Here is a 21618-nt window from a genome sequence, read left to right as displayed (position 1 = left end):
ATCGCGGGCAAGCCCGCTCCCACAGGGTTTAGTGGCACTTCAGCAATTGCGGACGGGAGCGGTCGATGTTGATTTCAGTGCAGGCCCTGCGTGCGCTCGCCGCGTGGACGGTGGTCTGCCATCACTTCATGCAGATTTTCTTCGACTTTGAAGCGCGAGGTCCGGTGGGCCAGTGGTTCATCGACAAGGGAGCAGTGGGCGTCGACATTTTCTTCGTCATCAGCGGTCTGGTGATTTTCCTCTCGACCGAAGACAAAACCCTGCGGCCGGGGCAATTCCTGCTGTATCGATTGTTTCGCATCGTCCCGGCGTATTGGCTGTACACGTTGCTGATGGCGTTGCTGGTGGTGTTTGCCCAGCCGTTGCTGCCGGATCAAACGCTGGACTGGAGCCATCTGCTGCTGTCGCTGCTGTTCATTCCAACCGAGAATCCCGGCGGTTACGGCATCTATCCGACACTGAATGTCGGCTGGACCCTCAATTACGAAATGCTGTTTTACGTGCTGTTCGCCTGTGCCCTGGTATTTCGCTGGCAGGTTCGCTTGCTGGTGGTGGCGGCGCTGCTGTTTAGTGCCTGCCAGGCATTCGGCTGGGTCAACGAGTTCTACCGGGCGGACATCGTCTACGAATTTTTGCTGGGGATCGGCATTGGCGTGCTCTACCGTCGTGGGTGGATCGGCGCGGGATTGTGGCTACCGTTGCTGGGCATCGTCGGCGCCTTGTTGGCGATTTATCATCTGGCTCCGGCACCGCGGCTGCTGAACTGGGGCGTGCCGAGTGCGGTGCTGGTGATGGCCTGTATCGCACTGGAGCGCTATGTCGAGCGCAATCGAGTGCTGAAATTGCTCGGTGATTGTTCCTATTCGGTTTATCTGATGCATGTATTGGTGCTGTCGGCGGGGGGATTTATCGCTCGACGCTACGGGATCAATCCCTATCTGATGTTCGCCGTGTGTGCGCTGGCGATCGGCGTCGGTTCGTGGTTGAGCTACGAATGGGTGGAAAAACGCAGTTACCGTTGGCTCAAGGCACGGATTGACGACGCGCCTGTCGAGAATCTTTCCCGACAAAAATACTAGGACTTTGTCCGGCGCAACGATTGGCGTAAACTCCGCCACAAGCCTGCGAGGAGTTTCCATGACCGCTATTACCATCACCGACGCCGCCCACGATTACTTGGCCGATCTGCTGTCCAAGCAGAACACCCCGGGCATCGGTATCCGCGTCTTTATCACCCAGCCTGGCACCCAGTACGCCGAAACCTGCATTGCCTACTGCAAGCCGGGCGAAGAAAAACCCGAAGATACAGCGCTGGGGCTGAAAAGCTTCACCGCGTATATCGATTCGTTCAGCGAAGCGTTTCTCGATGACGCCGTCGTCGACTACGCCACCGATCGCATGGGTGGCCAACTGACCATCAAGGCGCCAAACGCCAAAGTGCCGATGGTCAACGCCGACAGCCCGGTCAACGAGCGCATCAACTATTACCTGCAAACCGAAATAAACCCGGGGCTGGCCAGCCACGGCGGTCAGGTCAGCCTGATCGATGTGGTTGAAGACGGCATCGCCGTGTTGCAGTTCGGTGGCGGTTGCCAGGGCTGCGGCCAGGCCGACGTGACCTTGAAGGAAGGTATCGAGCGCACGCTGCTTGAGCGCATTCCGGAACTTAAAGGCGTTCGCGACGTGACCGACCACACGCAGAAAGAAAACGCCTACTACTAAGGTGTTCGCTGCGGACATGAAAAACGGCGCCCCGTGAGCGCCGTTTTTTTATGCCTGTTTCTGCATGCACCAGAGTGATCATTGTCTGGCTACTTTGTGGCGAGGGGATTTATCCCCGATGAACTGCGCAGCAGTTCCTCTTTTTGGGGCTGCTTCGCAACCCGTCGGGGATAAATCCCCTCACCACAGGTTTTGTACCCAGCCACAAAAGTCATTCAATTCACGGTCTGTAAAGGTGAGCATGCCCAGCGCGATACAACGATGACTCGCTAAACACCTCACTCCCCAGCACCCGTCCAACCAGAATCAACGCCGTGCGCCGAAACCCTTTGGCCGCAACCTTCCCGGCAATATCCGCCAGCGTCCCCACCACCCAATCCTGATCCGGCCATGTCGCCCGGTGAATCACCGCGATCGGACAATCTGCGCCGTAATGCGGCAACAGTTCGGCGATGATCTTCTCCAGGTGATTGACCCCCAGATGAATCGCCATGGTCGCGCCATGTTGCGCCAGATTTCCGAGTTCTTCGCCGGCCGGCATCGCGGTCTTATCGGCATAACGGGTCAGAATCACGCTTTGCGACACGTCCGGCAGCGTCAGTTCGGCGCCGAGCAACGCCGCGCAGGCGGCGGTGGCGGTGACGCCGGGGATGATTTCGAATGGAATATTCAACTCGCGCAGATAGCGAATCTGCTCGCCAATCGCGCCATAAAGGCTCGGATCACCCGAGTGAACCCGCGCCACATCCTGACCTTTGGCATGGGCGGTTTTGATCAATTCGATGATCTGCTCCAGGTGCAACTCCGCGCTGTTGACCACGGTTTCAGCCTGATGACCGTCAAGCACTGCCGCCGGCACCAGCGAACCTGCGTAGATGATCACCGGGCAACTGCGGATCAGCCGCTGGCCTTTGACGGTGATCAATTCCGGGTCGCCGGGGCCGGCGCCGATGAAGTAAACAGTCATCGTTGAATCCTTTGAAAAAGAGGCACGGCAACGCTTCAGATGAAGATTGCTCATGATCGATGGCGGGGATTATCGGGATTTTACGCAGCGCCGGCCAATGCCAACGTTGCCTGTGCGTATTTTTGTCGGGAAATCAGCAGTTTTGCCGGGGCCTGAATCAGTTGCTCGGCGAGGGCCAGTGCCGCGCTTTCCGCCACGCCGTAGCAACCCGTGCGTTCGTAGGCGATTTGCGAATGGTGGCTCAGTCGCTGTTGGTAGCTGGCCAGTTCTTCACTGCTGAAGTACAGCAGGGGCAGGGCCAGTTGCGCGGCGAGTTCCTGTAAACCGGGCTCATCGCGCTTCAAGTCGATGCTGGCCAGTGCCTTGACCGCGACGAGGTCGATGCGATGGGCCTGCAAGGCTTGATCGAATAACGCGCGCAACGTGCTGGCGGGGCAGCCGCGCTGGCAGCCCAGGCCGACCACAAAGGTCGGCGCTGCGCTGTCATTGCTCATGCGTGGTATTGACCATCGCTATTGCGGCGGAACAGCCAGGCGCTGATCAGGCCGAGAGCCAGCCAGAACGCGACGTTGGTCAGCTGCGAAGCGATTTTGAACTGGGCTTCGAGGGCTTCCGGAGCCAGCATCGAATGCACTTCCGGTTGTGGTGCGCCGATCACATGTGGCACGGCGAGAATTGCCACGCCGAGGACTTTCATCAGCCAGTGCCGTCTGAACGCAATCAGCGCCAGACCGGCAGCGGTGGAGGCGGCGGTGCTGATCCACCAGATCTGCCGCGAAGCCAGATCCGCTGCGGCAGTGCCTGGCAGTTCAGGCGGCAAGCCCAGCGTCGGCGCCAGTACGAAAGTGGCGTAACCAGCGAGGCCCCAAAGCAGACCTTGCGAGGTCTTGGTCGGCGCGCGCAGGGTGTAGAGACCGGCGAGCATCAAAGCGAAACCAACGGCCACTACCAGATTGCCGCCAGTGGTCGAGACGACGCGCTGCCAGCCGTTTTCCGGCTCCCAGGCTTCGGCATCGTGGGTGTGTGCGGCGGTGCCGGCGGCGTGTTCGTGAACTTCCGCCACAGGTTCGGCTTTCTCGAAGGTTTCGGCCTGCAGAATCAGCGGCGACACCCAGAAACTTTGCAGCAGCGTGAGGAGCAGGGCGGCCAGAAGGCCAGTGAAACCTGCGGTTTGTGCAATTCGCTTGATCATGTCGGCGGGTCTCAGTGGCACGGGAACGCGGCGCTGTGGCGGGTATCGTGGGCAGCGTTATGGACCGCTTCGATGTGCGAGAAACCGGCGAAATAGACGAGGCTGGCGCCGAGAATCGACGCGAAGATGGCGGCGGTCAGACGTTGGCTCAGTGTGCTGCTGCTGGCGATTTTGTCTGTGTTGCTGCCGGTGCTGCTGATGATCGACATGGCGCTTCCCTCTGGAGTGTCAGCGGGTGAATAGAGCGCATGAAAACCCCTGCGAGTCGGGCACGCAGAGGTTCGAACAGCGCCCGCCCACCGCGGGTTTGTTATGTTCAGCAACGCACAAATGCGCGGCTGTGTGTTATGGGCCGGTCTCCGGGCTCACGAGGGGTTGGCGTCAGGCCGACCTGCAAGCGTCACCTTCCCATGCCTTGCGGGCACAGTGGTTTTGACGCTTCGCTCGCTTACCGTTGCGGGGGCAGCACCGGACTGACATGGCTTAAGAGTAAAGCACATGATTCACCGGTTTCCCGTTTCACCCTGTGAAGGGCACCCGTAACAAGTTGTGTAGGAGAGCATGGGGGTGGGTTTTTAGTCAATTTTTTGCGGGGGTGGATCCGTTGCTGCGGTAACGGCTGCCTATGGTTCCGCCCTTACGGCGGGTCACTTTTTCCAGACGCCGAAAAAGTAACCAAAAAGGCTTTACCCTGACGTACGGCCCTCGCTGTGGCTCGGGTTCCTTCGCTGCGGGATTGATCCGGGGGGCATCGCCTCCGGTTTGCTTCGCTGCACCTCCTCTCGATGTGTTTGGCTGCGCCAAACGGTCGCTGCGCTCCCACCCCGGATCAACCCCTCCGCTCAGCCTTCCGACGGGCGCTTGAGATCAAGAGCGGTACTCGAGCTAACGCTCATTGTGTTGAGTGGTGAAGATCAAGGGCGGTACTTGAGCTAACGCTCATTGTGTTGAGTGGTGGAGATCAAAAGCAGTACTCGAGCTAACGCTCATTGTGTTGATTGGTGAAGGTCAAGAGCGGTACTTGAGCTGACGCTCATTGTGTTGAGTGTTGAGTGTTGAGTGTTGAGAAGCGTGCGGTCGGCTTTGGTTTTGTGTTGGATTTGCCCCTCACCCCAGCCCTCTCCCCAAGGAGAGGGAGCTGATTTTTGAGCCTTTCAGAATCTGAGTTCGACTCGGTATTTCGAGTCGGTGTACCTCTCCCAAACACCTCGGTCAGTCCCCTCTCCCTCCGGGAGAGGGCTAGGGTGAGGGGCTCTTGATCTGGCTCTTGATCTGGCTCTTGATCTGGCTCTTGATCTGGCTCTTGATCTGGCTGTTGATCCTGCTCTTGATCTTCAGGCCCATCGGCAGGCCGAGCGGAGGTGTTCATCCGGGGTAGGCGCGCAGCGCCGTTTGGCGAAGCCAAACACATCGAGAGGAGGTGCAGCGCAGCAAACCGGAGGCGATGCCCCCGGATGGACGCCGTAGCGAGGGAACACTGAGCCTAAGCGAAGTGCCGTACGTCAGGGAGCAGCCCTTTTGGTTACTTTTGGGGCGTTTGCCAAAAGTGACCCGCCGTAAGGGCGGAACCCTAATCAGCAACACCCGCAGCAACGGATATGCCCCCAAACCTAAAACCCAACCCCATTGACCCGCCACCACACCATGCGTAGCCTTGCGCTTTCGAGGTTCTCCGGCACAAACCGGAGCTAAGAAGGGAACGCGGTCCAAGCCGCGGCTGCCCCCGCAACTGTGAACGGTGAAATTCACTGCCACGCCACTGCCAGCTCAACCCATGAGCCAGCGGGAAGGCGCAGCGAATACCAGGCCCAAGGCCTGAACACCGTCAGCCAGGAGACCTGCCTCGTCAAAGATTCTCACTACAACCGGGCGGGGTGATCCGGTGGCGAATTCTTCCGCGCGCGTCTGCGCCGCGGATTTCGTCCCGTTTGCCCGCCACCTTGCCAAAGGGCATCCGATGAAAACACTGGCCAAACTCCCCGTCACCATCGTCACCGGCTTCCTCGGCTCGGGCAAAACCACACTGCTGCGGCACATGCTCGACAACGCCCAAGGCCGCCGTATCGCGGTGATCGTCAACGAGTTCGGCGAGTTGGGCATCGACGGTGAAATCCTCAAGCAATGCACCATCGGCTGCACCGAAGAAGAAGCCACCGGTCGCGTCTACGAACTGGCAAACGGCTGCCTGTGCTGCACCGTTCAGGAAGAATTCTTCCCGGTGATGCGCGAACTGGTTGCCCGTCGTGGCGACCTCGATCACATCCTCATCGAAACTTCCGGCCTGGCCCTGCCGAAGCCATTGGTTCAAGCCTTCCAGTGGCCGGAAATCCGCAGCGCCTGCACCGTGGATGCGGTGATCACCGTGGTCGACAGTCCGGCCGTGGCCGCTGGCACTTTCGCTGCGTTCCCTGATCAGGTCGATGCCCAGCGCAAACTCGACCCGAACCTCGACCACGAGTCGCCGCTGCACGAACTGTTTGCCGACCAACTGGCCAGCGCCGACCTCGTAATCCTCAACAAGGCCGACCAGACCAGCCCGGAAGATCTCGCTCGCGTCCGCGCTGAAGTCGCCGAAGAGTTGCCGCCAGCGGTGAAAATCATCGAAGCCAGCAACGGTCGCCTGCCGCTGGACGTGCTGATCGGCCTCGGTGCCGGTTCTGAAGAACACATCGACAGCCGCCACAGCCATCACGATCACCACCACGGTGAAGGCGATGACGAACACGATGACCACGATCACGACGCCTTCGATTCGATCTCCATCGAACTGCCGCAAGCCGACGAGAGCCTGCTGCTCGACGCGCTGACGCAACTGGTGGTCAAGCATGGCATCCTGCGCGTGAAGGGCTTCGCGGCCATTCCGAACAAGCCAATGCGCCTGCTGATTCAGGGTGTGGGTACGCGTTTCGACAAGCACTTCGACCGTCAGTGGGGCGCCGATGAATCGCGCGTTACGCGCCTGGTGTTGATCGGTCAGGAGCTCGACGCGGCGCAACTCGAAGCGCAACTGCGCGCCGCGCTCAGCGTTTAAACCATGCACCTGCTCAGGACCCAGCCCGGCGGTTTCGTGTCGGATGACAACATTGCCGACCTTGGACAAACCCCCGCCGAGCTGGTGATCCTGTGCAGCGGCGACTCCAGTCTGGCGCTGCTCGCCGAAGCCGTGCAGCAGTTGCCCGAGGATTATCCGAGCCTGCGTCTGGCCAACCCGATGCAGGTGCAAAATCATGCTTCGGTCGATTTGTACGTCGATGAAGTGCTGCGTCACGCCAAGGTCATTCTGATTTCGCTGCACGGCGGCATTGCCTATTGGCGCTACGGCGTCGAGCGTTTGATCGAACTGTCCGAGCGTGGTGTACAGGTGATTCTGGTGCCGGGTGATGATCGCCCCGATCCGGAACTCAGCGACTTGAGCACCGTCGGCGCCGAGGATCGCGACCGGCTCTGGCAATTCTTGCGTCAGGGCGGCATGGGCAACGCGCTGGATTTCTTCCGCTGCCTGGGCAACCGTTGGCTCGGCCGCGATTACGCCTGGGGTGAGCCGCAGACCCTGCCGCGCACGGCGATTTACCACCCGAACAAAAACACCGCTGCGCTGAGTGACTGGCAAGCCGATTGGCTGCCTGATCAACCGGTCGCGGCGCTGCTGTTTTACCGTTCGCACCTGCAAGCGGCGAACACCGCCTTCATCGATGTTTTCTGTAAGCGCTTGCAAGCGGCGGGGCTTAATCCGTTGCCGATTGCCGTGGCCAGTCTGAAAGAGCCCGGCTGTCTGTCGGTCGTCGAAGATTGGCTGGATGAGGTCGAGGCAGGGGTGATTCTTAATACCACCGGTTTCGCCCAGTCCAGCCCTGAAGCGCCGCATTTACGGCCGTTTCGTCGCAATATTCCGGTGATCCAGGCCATCTGTGCCCAGGACAACGAGCCCGGCTGGCGTGACAGCGAGCAGGGCCTCGGTCCACGGGATCTGGCGATGCACATTGCCTTGCCGGAACTCGACGGGCGCATCATCAGCCGCCCGATCAGCTTCAAGGATCTGGCCTGGCGCAGTGAGCGCAGCCAGTCCGACGTGGTCTGTTATCGCGCGCAACCCGAGCGGATGGATTTCGTCGCCGAACTGGCGCGACGCTGGATCGATCTGGCGCGGGTGCCGAATGCCGGGAAACGCATTGCGCTGATTCTCGCCAACTACCCGACTCGTGACGGACGCATCGGCAACGGTGTCGGTCTGGATACGCCGGCGGCGGCGCTGAATATCCTGCGCGCCTTGCAGGCCGAAGGTTATCCGCTCACGGCGCAGTTGCCGGAGAGCGGCACCGAGTTGATCCAGCAGTTGCTCGGTGGCGTCAGCAATGACCTCGATACGCTTGACCTGCGCCCATGCCAGCAAAGCCTGGCGATGGATGATTACCTGACCATGTTCAACGCGCTGCCTGAGGCCAATCGCGCTGCCGTGATCGAGCGGTGGGGGCCGCCGCAAAACGATCCGATGTGTCGCGACGGGCGCATGATGATCGCTGGCCTGCGCTTTGGCCTGACCTTCGTCGGCATTCAACCTGCGCGGGGGTATCAGGTCGATCCGAGCGCGGTGTATCACGATCCGGATCTGGTGCCGCCCCACGGATATCTCGCCTTCTACTTCTGGCTGCGCAGTAACTACGGTGCCCACGGCGTGATCCACGTCGGCAAACACGGCAACCTCGAATGGCTGCCGGGCAAAGGCGTCGGGCTTTCCGAGAACTGCTGGCCGGATGCATTGCTCGGGCCGCTGCCGAATATCTATCCATTTATCGTCAACGACCCGGGCGAGGGCGCCCAGGCCAAACGGCGTACGCAAGCGGTGATCATCGATCACCTGATGCCGCCGCTGACGCGCGCCGAAACCTACGGCCCGCTGCGTAATCTGGAACTGCTGGCCGACGAATATTACGAGGCGCAACTGCTCGATCCGCGCCGCGCCCGTGAACTGCAGCGGGACATTCTGCAACTGGTGCGTGACACGCAAATCGACCGCGAGCTGCAACTCGATGCGGCGCTGGACAGCGATGCCGATGCGGCGATCTGGCTGCCGCGTCTCGATACCTATTTGTGCGACTTGAAGGAATCGCAGATCCGCGATGGGTTGCATATTTTCGGTGAGTCACCGACCGGGCGTTTGCGTATCGATACGCTACTGGCGCTGCTGCGCATTCCGCGCGGCGATGGCAAGGGTGCGCAGTCGAGTTTGCTGCGGGCGTTGGCGAAGGCGTTTGAATTGGGTTTCGATCCACTCGATTGTGCACTGGCCGATTCGTGGCTTGGCCCGCGGCCGGAGGAACTGGTATCGGTCAGCGACGAGGTTTGGCGCACCGCCGGCGATACCCGAGAACGCCTCGAATTGTTCGCCGCCGAACTGATCTCCCAGACATTGCACAACCCCTGTAGGAGTGAGCCTGCTCGCGATAGCGGTGTGTCATTCAAAACTGAATTGTCCGACCTGACACCATCGCGAGCAGGCTCGCTCCTACAGGGTCCGCGTGGGGCTGAAGTCGACGCGATCCTCGAAAACCTGCGCGAAGTCGTCGCCCCACGCCTCGACGCCTGCGGCCCCGCCGAAATGCGCGGCCTGCTCGACGCCTTGAGCGGGCGTTTCGTCCCCGCTGGCCCGAGCGGCGCTCCTAGCCGTGGCCGTCTCGATGTGCTGCCAACCGGACGCAACTTCTACTCGGTGGACGTGCGCAACCTGCCGACCACCACTGCCTGGCGCATCGGTTTTCAGTCGGCCACGCTGATTCTTGAACGGCACTTGCAGGATCACGGCGATCACCTGCGCCAGCTCGGCCTGTCGGTCTGGGGCACCGCGACCATGCGCACGGGCGGCGATGACATTGCCCAGGCCATGGCGCTGATGGGTGTGCGTCCGGTGTGGGCCACCGGCAGCCAACGGGTCGATGACTTCGAGATTCTGCCGCTGAGCCTGCTCGACCGTCCGCGTGTCGATGTGACCTTGCGGGTTTCGGGTTTCTTCCGCGACGCGTTCGCCAACCTGATTCGCCTGTTCGATGCTGCAGTGCAAGCAGTCGCTGCACTGGACGAGCCGGACGATCTCAATCCGCTGGCCGCCAAAGTCCGCGCCGAACGCGAGGCACTGCTGCAATCGGGCCTCGATGAAGACGCTGCACGGCGTCAGGCCGGATGGCGGATCTTCGGCGCCAAACCGGGTGCCTATGGCGCAGGCGTGCAGGGCGCCATCGACGGTCGGCTGTGGCAGAGCCGCGAGGATCTGGCCGAGGTTTACCTGAACTGGGGCGCCTACGCTTATGGCGGTGCGGACGAAGGCACCGCCGCTCGCGAACAGTTCGTCCAGCGTTTGAGTCAAGTGCAAGCGGTGCTGCAGAATCAGGACAACCGCGAGCACGACTTGCTCGACTCCAACGACTATTACCAGTTCCAGGGCGGCATGCTCGCCGCCGTGGAAACCCTGCGCGGCGAAGCGGCGGCCAGTTATCACGGCGATCACAGCCAGCCGGATCTGCCGAAGATCCGCACCTTGAAAGAAGAGCTGAACCGGGTGATCCGTTCGCGGGCGGCGAACCCGAAATGGATCGACGGGGTCAAGCGGCACGGCTATAAAGGCGCGTTCGAACTGGCGGCGACGGTCGATAATCTGTTTGCGTTCGATGCGACGACGCAGTTGATCGACGATCACCAGTACGCATTGTTGGCCGATGCGTATCTGCTGGATCCGGCGACCCGGGAATTTGTCCGCGAGCATAATCCGCATGCATTGCGCGACATGACCGAACGCATGCTGGAAGCGCAGCAGCGGGGGATGTGGCAGGAACCTGGTGCTTATAAAGAGGCGCTGGAGAATCTGTTGCTCGATATAGAAGAAGAGATGTAACGCACTCAAGAACGCCACCCCCTCACCCCAGCCCTCTCCCCCAAGGGGGAGAGGGGGAAAGGGAGCCGATCTGTGTGCTGTTCAAAACTGGAGTTCGACTGGATAGTTCAGTCGTTGGACCTCAAAAGAGCACCACGGGAAAGGGAGCCGATCTGTGTGCTGTTCAAAATTTGAGTTCGACTGGATAGCTCAAGTCGGTGGACCTCAAAAGAGCACCACGGTCAGTTCCCTCTCCCTCTGGGAGAGGGCTAGGGTGAGGGCATTTCTACCTGACACCCGGCAACCCTCAAGCACACCAAAGACCACGAAAGAGAAAAGCCCAAATGACTGACACCCCACATTTCCCGCTCTCCGCCGTGGTCGGCGCCGATGACCTGAAACTCGCCCTGTGCCTCACCGCCATCGACCCGAAAATCGGCGGTGTGCTGATCGAAGGCCCGCGTGGCATGGCCAAATCCACCCTGGCCCGAGGCCTCGCAGATCTGCTCGCCAGCGGCCAGTTCGTCACTTTGCCGCTGGGCGCGACCGAGGAGCGCCTGGTCGGCACGCTCGATCTCGATGCCGCCCTCAGCGACGGCCGCGCGCAGTTTTCCCCCGGCGTGTTGGCCAAGGCTGACGGTGGCGTGCTCTATGTCGATGAAGTCAATCTGCTGCCCGATCATCTGGTCGATCTGTTGCTCGACGTCGCTGCCAGCGGCACCAACCTGATCGAGCGCGACGGTATTTCCCACCGGCATTCGGCGAAGTTTGTACTGATCGGCACCATGAACCCGGAAGAGGGCGAGTTGCGCCCGCAGTTGCTTGATCGCTTCGGCATCAACGTCGCGCTCAGTGGCCATACCGCACCGACCGAGCGCGGGCAGATCATTCGCCGGCGGCTGGATTTCGACAGCGATCCACAAGGATTCTGTGCCCAGTGGGAAAGCGCACAACAGGCCCTGCGCGAGCGTTGCGAAAACGCCCGCAGCGCGTTGGCCGGCATTCCTCTGGACGATGTCGCGCTGGCGCACATCACCGAGCGTTGTTTCGCGGCCAGCGTCGATGGCTTGCGCGCTGATCTGGTGTGGTTGCGCGCGGCTCGCGCTCACGCGGCATGGCGTGGCGCCACGGCCATCGCCGAAGAGGATATCGACGCTGTCGCCGAATTTGCCCTGCGCCATCGTCGTCGCGAACAAATGCCTTCCACTCCTCAACAACCCGCGCAATCCCCGGCAAACGCGGCGGCCAGTCCGAACCCGAGCGAAGGGCAGGGCCAGTGGGGCGACATGCCGGCCCCGGCACTTGCCACCGGTGCCCGCCGCGAAGTGCCGAGCTGGCCGCTGGAAAAAAAGCCCTAGGCATTCGCCCCCGGTCTGACGCGGGGGCGAATGCCAGACCCCGCGCCGGACGGTTGGATAACGGACGCCAGGGCAAACGTCATGCGGCTCGCAGTGGCGCGGTGAACTGGCCGGGAACGCTGCTTAACGGCCGCCCGCAAAGCCGGGAAGATCTGTTGTTTCAACTGCGCACTCGTTCGCCCCATGAGTTGTGGCTGGTGATCGTCGATGCTTCTGCCTCGACGCGCCGCCATCAGGCGCTGCGCGATGCCAAAGGCCTGCTCGCGCAACTGTTTGATGACGCCTATCGCCAGCGTGCGCGGCTGGCGTTACTGACCGCCAGTGGCGCGGCGCCGAAGTGGCAGGTGCAGGGCTTGAAGGCGTCCAGCGGTTTGCGTGTCTGGCTCGATGCTTTGGGCGCGGGGGGCGGAACGCCGTTGCTCGCGGCACTGGCGCAGGCGCAGCAATGGCTGACGGTGCGGCGCAAGCGTTTTCCGGCCGAGCAGCAACGCTTGCTGGTGGTCACGGACGGGCGTTTGAAAGCCTGGTCAGGCTTGCCGACGCTGGATTGTCCGGGTCTGTTGATCGATATCGAACGCGGGCCGATTCGCTTGGGCCGAGCGCGGGATCTGGCGGGGGCGTTAGCAGCGGATTATCGGCACATCGACGACCTCTGATTCAGGTGTCGTCTGACCGGGACTCAGCGCGGGCAAGCCCGCTCCCACAGGTTTTTCTGTTGACCCCAGGCATTGTGTCCGCCTCGGGAACTGTGGGAGCCGGGCTTGCCCGCGATGGCCTCCACTCGGATTCGGATCTGTTGACCACAATTCGCAGCACTGCTCTATGCTGCACCCCAGCCGCAATCACAAGGAGTGAGCGATGCGCATTCTGGTCAAGAACCCTCAGGACGACTTCCGCGTCAAAGCCTACGCCGGTACCAACGGCGTGCTGCTGGCGATGGATCTGGCCGAACCCCGGCGCAAAGGCCTGCTCGGATTCGCCATCGAAAAACAGCAAGGCGACAAGCCTTGGCTGTTTCTCTTCAACAGCCTGACCTTCCCCGGTAAACCCCACACGTTCCCGCAGTTTCACGCCACCCCCAGCGATAAGGCCCCGCTACAGAAATTCCGCTGGGCCGATTACGCGGTGAATCCGGGGATGACCATTCACTATCGCGTCCACCTCGCTTATGGCACGCCGGAGGCTCCCCAACTGGGTGAGTTTCTGGAACTGACCGTCATCAGCGACGACGGTCATCCAGCCGATCAAAGCGTGATTTTCAATCGTGCCGTGGCCGCCAGTCAGGCGTTCCAGCGCAAGTTTCCCGACCTCGATGCGCAGATCAGCGCCAACAAAAACATACCCATCGAAGCCTGGCCTGATGCGGCGCGACAATGGCTGGAGAACGGCTTGCTCGCACGTTTGCTGGGGTTTATCGAGCGCGCGGTCGATGGGCAGTGGGCACTGGACATCGCCATTTACGAATATCAATTGCAAGCCATCCTCGACGCCGTGAATGCAGCCTTCGAGCGTGGTGTACGGATTCGCGTTCTGTATCACGCCCGACCCGATGACGAAGACACCACAATCAACGAAGCGAGCCTGGCCAAACTGCCCGCGTCGAGCAAACGCGGGCGCGTCACGCACAACATCTTCCACAACAAATACATCGTTCTCAGCCAACTCGATGCGGCCGGTCAACGCCAGCCCCAAGCCGTGTTGTGCGGCAGTACCAACTTCACTGCGAACGGCGTTTACCGCCAGGCCAACGTCGTGCATGTACTGGACGAGAAGGCGATGGGGGCCAGTTACCTGCAAGTCTTCGAGCAGATCTGGGCGCTGCCAGACGACGTCGGCAAGACCCGCGACTGGATCACCGAGCACAACCCGATGGACCGTGCGCAGCCACTGTTTGCCGGGTTCTCGCCGCGTACCGGCGGTGGCGATCTGCGCGAGTTCGTCAGAATCATTGAAGCGGCCCGCAAGGACGTCTTGTTTGTCACTGCGTTTACGTTGCCCGATGCGATCCTCAACGCCTTGCTCGGCCGGCCGCATGACGACATTTTGCGTTATGGCCTGCAAAACACGGTCAGCCGCATCACCGGATTCCACGCCGACCGCACGGCCGAGTTCGCCGCAACGGCGTTGCTCAACACCGGTCTGGAAGGTTGGCTGCGTGAAAACATGAAAGGCCAGAAAGGTAATTTGCTGGTGCACACCAAAGCGGTGGTCACCGACTTCACCACGGACGCTCCGACCATCATCAGTGGCAGTCACAACCTCAGTGCTTCGGCCAGCAATGGCAACGACGAGAACTACCTGATCATTCGCGGTGATACCGATCTGGCCGATCGTTATGGCCTGGAGCTGTTGCGGTTTTATGAGCATTACCGCTTTCGATATTTCGCGAAAAAACTGGCGTTGAAGCAGGTCAGTCCGTTGGCGGTGGATGACCGTTGGACCAATGACTATTACGTCGAAGGCGATTTGCGCGAGCTGTCCCGATTGCGCTTTGCCGGACGTTAGTCGTTTTCTCTCTGGCCCCTTCGCGAGCAGGCTCGCTCCCACGGGTGACCGCGTTCCCATGTGGGATCGGGCTTGCTCGCGAAGAGGTCATCAGTAACCCCCCACCTTTACGGCGTACAGATTTTGAAATGATTTCGCACTGTAGGAAAAGTCACTCCTGCCTGTACGCTTCAAGGCCTTTTTTCATTCAGGATCTACATGAACACCCTCTTGGAGCCTCCCAGTCGTACCTTCCCTTCGCGCCACGGCGCGGTCTTGACGCACTCGCAGCATCCAGTTTTCCGACACCTGACTATCGTTGATAACGCGGCTTCACAGCCTTCGCGTTGCGCTTTGCCGTGTCCGGCAGCCTGAATTCACTGAAGAGAGATAGAGACATTTTATGGAATGGTTAGCGGATCCCACGGCCTGGTTAGGCTTGTTGACCTTGATCGTGCTGGAACTGGTGCTGGGTATCGACAACCTGGTGTTCATTGCAATTCTTGCCGACAAACTGCCACCGCATCAGCGCGACCGAGCCCGAATCATCGGCCTGTCGCTGGCGCTGATCATGCGCTTGGGCCTGTTGGCGAGTATTTCCTGGCTGGTCACCCTTACGCAGCCGTTGTTCGAGGTGTTCGACAAGAGCTTCTCCGGGCGTGACTTGATCATGCTGTTCGGTGGCGTGTTCCTGCTGTTCAAAGCCACCATGGAATTGCACGAACGGCTGGAAGGCCATGTCGGCGAGCGCTCGACCAACACCGCTTATGCGCTGTTCTGGCCGATTGTCGCGCAGATCGTGGTGCTCGACGCGGTGTTCTCGCTGGACGCGGTGATTACCGCCGTGGGCATGGTCGATGAACTGGCGGTGATGATGATCGCCGTGATCATCTCCATTGGCCTGATGATTGTCGCGAGCAAGCCGCTGACCCGCTTCGTCAACGCACACCCGACGGTGATCATGCTGTGTCTGGGCTTCTTGATGATGATCGGTTTCGCCCTGACCGCCGAAGGTCTGGGTTTCCACATCCCGAAAGGCTATCTGTACGCGGCCATCGGTTTCTCGATCCTGATCGAGGTGTTCAACCAGATCGCCCGGGCCCGACGCAAACGTTCGATGCAGGGCTTGCGGCCGATACGTGAACGTACGGCCCATGCGGTGATGCGTTTGCTGGGCGGTCGCAAGCTGGCGGTGGAGGAGGTCGGCGAAGAGATTTCCGACCTGCTGGACGATGGTGACGCGCCGAGCGCCGAGCTGTTCGACCGCCGTGAGCGCGTGATGATCAGCGGCGTGCTGCAACTGGCCGAGCGGCCGATCCGCAGCCTGATGACCGTGCGCGCCGACGTCGACACCATCGATCTGGCGGACGATGCCGAGGCGATTCGCACGAAGTTGATGCACTCGTCCTACTCGCGTCTGCCGCTGATCCGCGACGGTGTGGTGGATGAACCATTGGGCTTCGTGCACAAGAAAGAGTTGCTCAAGGAATACCTGGCTGGCGCCGAGCCCAACCTGGAGCATCTGGCACGTAAGACCATCAACCTGCTCGACAGCTTTTCGATCCTCAACGCACTGGAGCAGATGCGCGCGGCGTCGACCCACATTGCTTTCGTGGTCAACGAATTCGGTGACTTCGTCGGCGTGCTGACCATGACCGACATTCTGGAGTCGATTGCCGGTGAGCTGCCTGATGCCAGCGAAGTAGAAGGCCCGGATGTGCTCGAGGCGCAGGGCGGGTTTCTCGTCAGTGGTGCGTTGAATCTGTCGCGAGTGCGTCAACGCACCGGATTTGGTGCCGAGGCGACCGAGGACTATCAGACGGTCGCGGGGTTGGTGATGAGCCTCCTGGATCGATTGCCGATTAAAGGTGACCGTCTGGAGCATGCGGGCTGGTACATGACTGTGGTGGCGGTTGAAGAGCGTCGTGTGACGCAGGTGTTGTTGGTGCGAGAGGCCGCGTAATGCCGAAGCTTTTTACCGACTTTTATGGACTTTTATGAGCTCTTCGCGAGCAGGCTCGCTGCCACAGGGAAATGCATTCCAATGCGGGAGCGAGCCTGAACGCGAATGCGCTTGTTTGGAGACGCTGGCAACACAGTCCATGTGCTCGACCACCAAAAAGAGATCGCCACCACGCGGACAATTCAGGCCGGTACGTTTTTCGGCTTTTTCTTGTTTAGACTCAGAAGCACCAGACTGCCAAATTGCGAGGCGGCTACTCCGGTTGCTCCGTCTGCCTGAAGCGTGACCGTGGCTCTGGTCGTTCCTGGTGGCGCGATGATCCAGTCAGTCAACACTTGCCAGTTCGAAGCGTCTTTTAGCGTCAGCTCAAGCTCGTCGCCAGCAGGATGTAGGGTCAATAAAACGCGAGTCGTGAAGCCGGGCGCAGTCTTCATTCTGGCGGACAGCGCATACTCTTCGACTTCAGAATGAAAAGCGACCTCCTGGCTGATGGAGCCGGGGGAAGCGATCGTGCACTCACCGTCGCTGATACGCACATGCTCTGGATGGGTAACTGACCAATTATCTTCGCCTTCGGTGAACTCGCCATTCTTGATTAAATTCGTCATATCCAATCCCTTGTTGATGTCTGGTTGTTACCGCTGCTTCAAGTCTGTTCATTCAGGCGGCACGTTCATTACAGAACCCGCAGGCGCGCACGTGGAACAGTGCGCAGAGTGCTAAGTATCTGGCGTAACCAGGGCAGGTCATGCAGTCGTTTAAGGGGCGCAGCGGGGGCTTTGGTTTTGCCGATATGCTCGGCGAAATCCCGTGCGAGGGTTTCTTCAGTGCCGATGCCTTTGAGGTTTTTAACCAGCCTGCCGTCCTTGTAGAACAGTACCGTTGGCGTGCCCGTCACCTGCGGATGGCGCGGCGATTCGCTGGTGTTGAGCATGTAGATATTGGCGCGATGCCGATAAGGCTCGGCGATCTGCCGGAACACCGGCCCGGCCCATTCGCACGCGGGGCAGTGTTCGTTGGCGAAGTAGAGGATCACCGGGCGCCAGGTTTTCAGGGCTTTGCGGTAGGTCGGCGGCAGCATTGAGTGAAGGCCTGTCGAACTCATTGGAAACTCCTTTTCTCACTACGTCGGCAATGCATACCCAGGATGAAGAAACGAGTCACCGCAGGCCGATGACCCCTTTTGTCAGACTTCAGTGTCAGAGCAGTTTCGAGAGCGTCACATCGCCAAAATAAGAGCCTGGGACACCAAACTCGCCATCACTGGCTTCCAGTGTGACCCTGAAAGCGATTGTCGAGATCTGTACCTCGAATTTCGCCGACAGCACGTCCCACTCCGCACCGCCATGAAGGTCAAGGTGAACTGGCTCGCCTGTGGGAAGCGGCTGCACAGTGATACGAGCACCATGGCCAGAAAGTGTTTTCACTCTGGCGAAAAGCATGAATTGTCCTCCGCCGCCAGCGCCAGTGGGAACGTCCTGACTGATTGAGTCTGGTGCAGCAATAATGCAATGACCGGTTACAAATCTCACATTCTCTGGATCGGTCGCCGTCCAATGCGCGCCTTGCTGAGAAAAATCGCCGTTCTTAACGAGATTAGCCATTACGAATATCCTTATCGGGAGTGGTTTCAAGCCATGTTTGGCCTGCGAAGTAGGCTCGTAAAACCGGCACTCGACAACTGTCAACTCTGACAGGTGCAGCCGTAAATCCGATGAACGGCTGTCGCTGCTCGGACGTCTTTTAATTCCCGAGTTGGGTTTGGTCGTGGACTCAATCGAGCAATCAGATGCACACAAATGTGACGTTACTTCCCATCGGGTTGCCTTCGGTAGCGCGAACCCGGGAAATGTGTCGGCTGCTTTTTCATTCCCGGATTTTTCTAACCGTTTGAACTGATTGGTTTTTCGATTCGCCGAGGATTTTGAATCAATCCTGTGGCACACTTTCTGCTGTCTATTCCGTAGTAACAAACCGTGTTCCGGTATAGCGGAATAAACACCATCCTGGAGTGCTTGCCATGCATCGCCGTCCTTCGTTGTTCAAAGCGTGTGTTTTTGTTCTTGCGGCTTCGTCCGCTGCCATGGGTATGGCCCAGGCAGCCGACAGCAAGCTCGATGCGGTTCTGGCCCGTGGGAAATTGATTGTGGGCACCGGCAGCACCAATGCGCCGTGGCACTTTCAGGGCGCGGACGGCAAGTTGCAGGGTTTTGATATCGACATCGCCAGGATGGTGGCCAAAGGTCTGTTCAACGATCCGAGCAAAGTCGAGTTTGTCGTGCAGTCGTCCGATGCGCGGATTCCCAATCTGCTCACCGACAAAGTCGACATGAGCTGCCAGTTCATCACTGTTACTGCCAGCCGTGCGCAGCAAGTTGCGTTCACCCTGCCGTACTACCGCGAAGGCGTTGGCCTACTGCTGCCGAACAACAGCAAGTACAAGGAAATCGAAGATTTGCAGGCCGGCGGCGACAGCGTCACCGTAGCGGTGCTGCAAAACGTCTATGCCGAAGAACTGGTGCATCAGGCACTGCCCAAGGCCAAGGTCGATCAGTACGACAGCGTCGACCTGATGTATCAGGCGGTTAACTCCGGCCGTGCCGATGCCGCCGCCACCGACCAGTCTTCGGTCAAATACCTGATGGTGCAGAACCCTGGCCGCTATCGCAGCCCGACTTACGCCTGGAGCCCGCAGACCTACGCTTGCGCGGTCAAACGCGGCGATCAGGACTGGCTGAACTTCGTCAACACCGCGCTGCATGAAGCCATGACCGGCGTTGAATTCCCGACCTATGCGGCATCGTTCAAACAGTGGTTCGGCGTTGATCTGCCGTCGCCCGCAATCGGTTTCCCTGTCGAATTCAAATGATCCCGTGAGAGTGGGGCGAGCCCATCGCCCCGCTCAAGGTACTGCTGACCATGAACTATCAGTTGAACTTTGCCGCCGTGTGGCGCGATTTCGACAGCTTGCTGGCGGGGCTCGGTCTGGGTCTTGAACTGGCGCTGGTGTCGATCGCCATCGGCTGCGTGATTGGCCTGCTGATGGCGTTTGCCTTGCTGTCAAAGCATCGCGCCCTGCGGGTGCTGGCCTCGGTGTACGTCACGGTGATCCGTAACACGCCGATTCTGGTGTTGATTCTTTTGATCTACTTTGCGTTGCCGAGCCTGGGGATCCGGCTGGACAAGATTCCGTCGTTCATCATCACCCTGTCGCTGTATGCCGGGGCGTACCTGACGGAGGTGTTTCGTGGCGGTTTGCTCAGCATTCCCAAGGGCCAGCGTGAAGCCGGGTTGGCTATCGGTCTCGGCGAATGGCAGGTCAAGGCTTATGTCACGGTGCCGGTGATGCTGCGCAACGTGTTGCCGGCGTTGTCGAACAACTTCATTTCGCTGTTCAAGGACACCTCGCTGGCCGCCGCGATTGCGGTGCCGGAGCTGACCTATTACGCGCGCAAGATCAATGTCGAGAGCTACCGGGTGATCGAAACCTGGCTGGTGACCACGGCGCTCTATGTCGCGGCCTGTTACCTCATTGCCATGCTGCTGCGTTACCTCGAGCAGCGACTGGCGATCCGCCGATAGGAGGCTGCGATGTACCAATCGCCTAGTTGGTTGCATGAGTTGTGGGTGGCGCGGGAAACCCTGCTGCAAGGTTTTCTGACCAGTGTGCAGGTGTCGGCGCTGGCGATTCTGTTTGGCACGCTGCTCGGTGTCGTCACCGGTCTGGTGCTGACTTACGGCAGGTTCTGGATGCGCGCGCCGTTTCGCTTTTACGTTGACCTGATTCGCGGCACCCCGGTGTTTGTACTGGTGCTCGCGTGCTTCTATATGGCGCCGGCGCTGGGCTGGCAGATCAGCGCGTTTCAGGCCGGCGCTTTGGGTCTGACGCTGTTCTGCGGCTCGCACGTTGCCGAGATTGTGCGCGGGGCTTTGCAAGCCTTGCCTCGTGGGCAAATGGAAGCCAGCAAGGCCATCGGCCTGACGTTTTATCAATCCCTTGGCTACGTGCTGTTGCCTCAGGCACTGCGGCAGATCCTGCCAACGTGGGTCAACTCGTCCACCGAGATCGTCAAGGCCTCGACCTTGCTTTCGGTGATCGGCGTCGCCGAATTGCTCCTCAGCACCCAACAGATCATCGCTCGAACCTTCATGACCCTGGAGTTCTATCTGTTCGCCGGTTTTCTGTTTTTCGTCATCAACTACGGCATCGAGTTACTCGGCCGGCACATTGAAAAGCGGGTGGCCTTGCCATGACTGAAGCTCAAGTTTCCAACGTTCCAAACGGCCAGCCACTGCTGGACATTCGTGGCCTGCACAAACAGTACGGCGCGGTCGAAGTGCTCAAGGGTGTCGACCTCAGCATGCAACGCGGCAATGTGGTGACGCTGATCGGTTCCAGTGGCTCCGGCAAGACCACGCTGTTGCGCTGCGTGAACATGCTTGAAGAGTTCCAGGGCGGGCAGATCCTGCTCGACGGCGAGTCCATCGGCTACGACGAGGTCAACGGCAAACGCGTACGCCATGGCGAAAAAGTCATCGCCCGCCATCGTGCGATGACCGGCATGGCGTTTCAGCAATTCAACCTGTTCCCGCATTTGACGGCGTTGCAGAACGTCACGTTGGGCCTGCTCAAGGTGAAGAAAATGCACAAGGACGAAGCCGTGGTACTGGCCGAGAAATGGCTGGAGCGGGTTGGTCTGCTGGAACGCCGTAATCATTTTCCCGGCCAGCTGTCCGGTGGTCAGCAACAGCGCGTGGCGATTGCCCGGGCGATTGCGATGAACCCGAGCCTGATGCTGTTCGACGAAGTGACCTCAGCCCTCGACCCGGAACTGGTGGGCGAAGTGCTCAACGTGATCAAGGGCCTCGCCGAAGACGGCATGACCATGCTGCTGGTGACCCACGAAATGCGTTTCGCCTTCGAGGTTTCGGACAAGATCGTATTCATGAATCAGGGGCGCATCGAAGAGCAGGGGCCTCCCAAGGAACTGTTCGAGCGCCCGCAATCGCCGCGTCTGGCTGAGTTTCTGAAAAGCACGCGGTTTTAATTTTTCGTTTTGTAATCAGGAG

The 21618-nt window shown here is 59.9% G+C and carries 19 protein-coding genes and 2 riboswitches; of the genes, 12 read left to right on the top strand and 7 right to left on the bottom strand.

Features of this window, described 5'->3' with window-relative positions; translation table 11 throughout:
- The first annotated feature begins 65 nt into the window (after positions 1-65).
- Entirely contained in the window at positions 66-1079 is a 1014-nt protein-coding gene (locus tag KI231_RS16745) for an acyltransferase family protein (protein ID WP_212809147.1), read from the top strand.
- Positions 1080-1137: 58 nt separating this feature from the next.
- Positions 1138-1722 carry a Fe-S biogenesis protein NfuA gene (nfuA, locus tag KI231_RS16740; protein ID WP_003225494.1) on the top strand — a complete coding sequence of 195 codons (585 nt, stop codon included), beginning with the start codon at positions 1138-1140 and terminating at the stop codon, positions 1720-1722.
- 220 nt (positions 1723-1942) lie between these two features.
- Here nfuA and cobM read toward each other — a convergent pair whose 3' ends face one another.
- The 4 genes from cobM to KI231_RS16720 all read right to left on the bottom strand — a co-directional run bounded on the left by cobM (position 1943) and on the right by KI231_RS16720 (position 4090).
- The gene (gene cobM / locus KI231_RS16735; RefSeq protein WP_103302358.1) at positions 1943-2689 is read right to left on the bottom strand and encodes a precorrin-4 C(11)-methyltransferase; all 747 of its coding nucleotides are present in this window, start codon (positions 2687-2689) and stop codon (positions 1943-1945) included.
- Between the two features lie 80 nt (positions 2690-2769).
- On the bottom strand, positions 2770-3183 hold the full coding sequence (locus tag KI231_RS16730; protein ID WP_103302357.1) for a cobalamin biosynthesis protein: 414 nt from the start codon (positions 3181-3183) through the stop codon (positions 2770-2772).
- The gene (locus KI231_RS16725) at positions 3180-3881 is read right to left on the bottom strand and encodes a CbtA family protein (protein WP_212809146.1); all 702 of its coding nucleotides are present in this window, start codon (positions 3879-3881) and stop codon (positions 3180-3182) included. The genes KI231_RS16730 and KI231_RS16725 overlap by 4 nt, the downstream gene beginning before the upstream one ends.
- Positions 3882-3892: 11 nt before the next feature.
- Positions 3893-4090: a CbtB domain-containing protein gene (locus KI231_RS16720; protein WP_103302355.1), complete on the bottom strand. Its 198-nt coding sequence runs from the start codon at positions 4088-4090 to the stop codon at positions 3893-3895.
- Positions 4091-4214: 124 nt separating this feature from the next.
- A riboswitch (cobalamin riboswitch) is annotated at positions 4215-4437 on the bottom strand.
- Positions 4438-5529: 1092 nt separating this feature from the next.
- Positions 5530-5741, top strand: a riboswitch (cobalamin riboswitch).
- Positions 5742-5838: 97 nt separating this feature from the next.
- Between KI231_RS16720 and cobW the strand changes: the two genes are divergently transcribed.
- The 6 genes from cobW to KI231_RS16690 all read left to right on the top strand — a co-directional run bounded on the left by cobW (position 5839) and on the right by KI231_RS16690 (position 16548).
- The gene (gene cobW / locus KI231_RS16715; protein WP_103302471.1) at positions 5839-6912 is read left to right on the top strand and encodes a cobalamin biosynthesis protein CobW; all 1074 of its coding nucleotides are present in this window, start codon (positions 5839-5841) and stop codon (positions 6910-6912) included.
- Between the two features lie 3 nt (positions 6913-6915).
- The gene (gene cobN, locus KI231_RS16710; RefSeq protein ID WP_212809145.1) at positions 6916-10764 is read left to right on the top strand and encodes a cobaltochelatase subunit CobN; all 3849 of its coding nucleotides are present in this window, start codon (positions 6916-6918) and stop codon (positions 10762-10764) included.
- A 323-nt stretch (positions 10765-11087) separates the two neighbouring features.
- Positions 11088-12101 (top strand): magnesium chelatase ATPase subunit I, encoded by a 1014-nt coding sequence (locus KI231_RS16705; RefSeq protein ID WP_212809144.1) that lies wholly within the window; start codon positions 11088-11090, stop codon positions 12099-12101.
- Between the two features lie 53 nt (positions 12102-12154).
- Entirely contained in the window at positions 12155-12757 is a 603-nt protein-coding gene (locus tag KI231_RS16700) for a vWA domain-containing protein (protein ID WP_249412045.1), read from the top strand.
- 202 nt (positions 12758-12959) lie between these two features.
- Positions 12960-14606: a phospholipase D-like domain-containing protein gene (locus tag KI231_RS16695; RefSeq protein ID WP_212809143.1), complete on the top strand. Its 1647-nt coding sequence runs from the start codon at positions 12960-12962 to the stop codon at positions 14604-14606.
- Positions 14607-14988: 382 nt separating this feature from the next.
- The gene (locus KI231_RS16690; protein ID WP_103302351.1) at positions 14989-16548 is read left to right on the top strand and encodes a TerC family protein; all 1560 of its coding nucleotides are present in this window, start codon (positions 14989-14991) and stop codon (positions 16546-16548) included.
- 182 nt (positions 16549-16730) lie between these two features.
- Here KI231_RS16690 and KI231_RS16685 read toward each other — a convergent pair whose 3' ends face one another.
- The 3 genes from KI231_RS16685 to KI231_RS16675 form a co-directional block, all read right to left on the bottom strand.
- Complete coding sequence (locus KI231_RS16685; RefSeq protein WP_103302350.1) at positions 16731-17156, bottom strand: hypothetical protein; 426 nt, start codon at positions 17154-17156, stop codon at positions 16731-16733.
- 68 nt (positions 17157-17224) lie between these two features.
- Entirely contained in the window at positions 17225-17653 is a 429-nt protein-coding gene (locus tag KI231_RS16680; RefSeq protein WP_212809142.1) for a thioredoxin family protein, read from the bottom strand.
- Between the two features lie 94 nt (positions 17654-17747).
- The gene (locus tag KI231_RS16675; RefSeq protein WP_212809141.1) at positions 17748-18152 is read right to left on the bottom strand and encodes a hypothetical protein; all 405 of its coding nucleotides are present in this window, start codon (positions 18150-18152) and stop codon (positions 17748-17750) included.
- A 416-nt stretch (positions 18153-18568) separates the two neighbouring features.
- On the opposite strand from KI231_RS16675, the gene KI231_RS16670 reads away from it, so the two are divergent.
- The 4 genes from KI231_RS16670 to KI231_RS16655 are packed head-to-tail and all read left to right on the top strand — an operon-like array spanning position 18569 to position 21596.
- A complete protein-coding gene (locus KI231_RS16670; RefSeq protein WP_212809140.1) occupies positions 18569-19417 on the top strand; it encodes a transporter substrate-binding protein in 849 nt (282 codons plus the stop codon).
- A gap of 50 nt (positions 19418-19467) precedes the next feature.
- Positions 19468-20130, top strand: a complete 663-nt coding sequence (locus KI231_RS16665) for an amino acid ABC transporter permease (protein WP_212809139.1) — start codon at positions 19468-19470, stop codon at positions 20128-20130.
- A gap of 9 nt (positions 20131-20139) precedes the next feature.
- On the top strand, positions 20140-20802 hold the full coding sequence (locus KI231_RS16660) for an amino acid ABC transporter permease (RefSeq protein WP_103302346.1): 663 nt from the start codon (positions 20140-20142) through the stop codon (positions 20800-20802).
- Positions 20799-21596: an amino acid ABC transporter ATP-binding protein gene (locus tag KI231_RS16655; RefSeq protein WP_103302345.1), complete on the top strand. Its 798-nt coding sequence runs from the start codon at positions 20799-20801 to the stop codon at positions 21594-21596. Before KI231_RS16660 ends, KI231_RS16655 begins: the two co-directional genes overlap by 4 nt.
- Positions 21597-21618 lie beyond the last annotated feature (22 nt).

It is taken from the genome of Pseudomonas sp. Seg1, from assembly GCF_018326005.1.
Classification (GTDB): domain Bacteria; phylum Pseudomonadota; class Gammaproteobacteria; order Pseudomonadales; family Pseudomonadaceae; genus Aquipseudomonas.
This window is presented reverse-complemented; position numbering and strand designations above follow the sequence as displayed.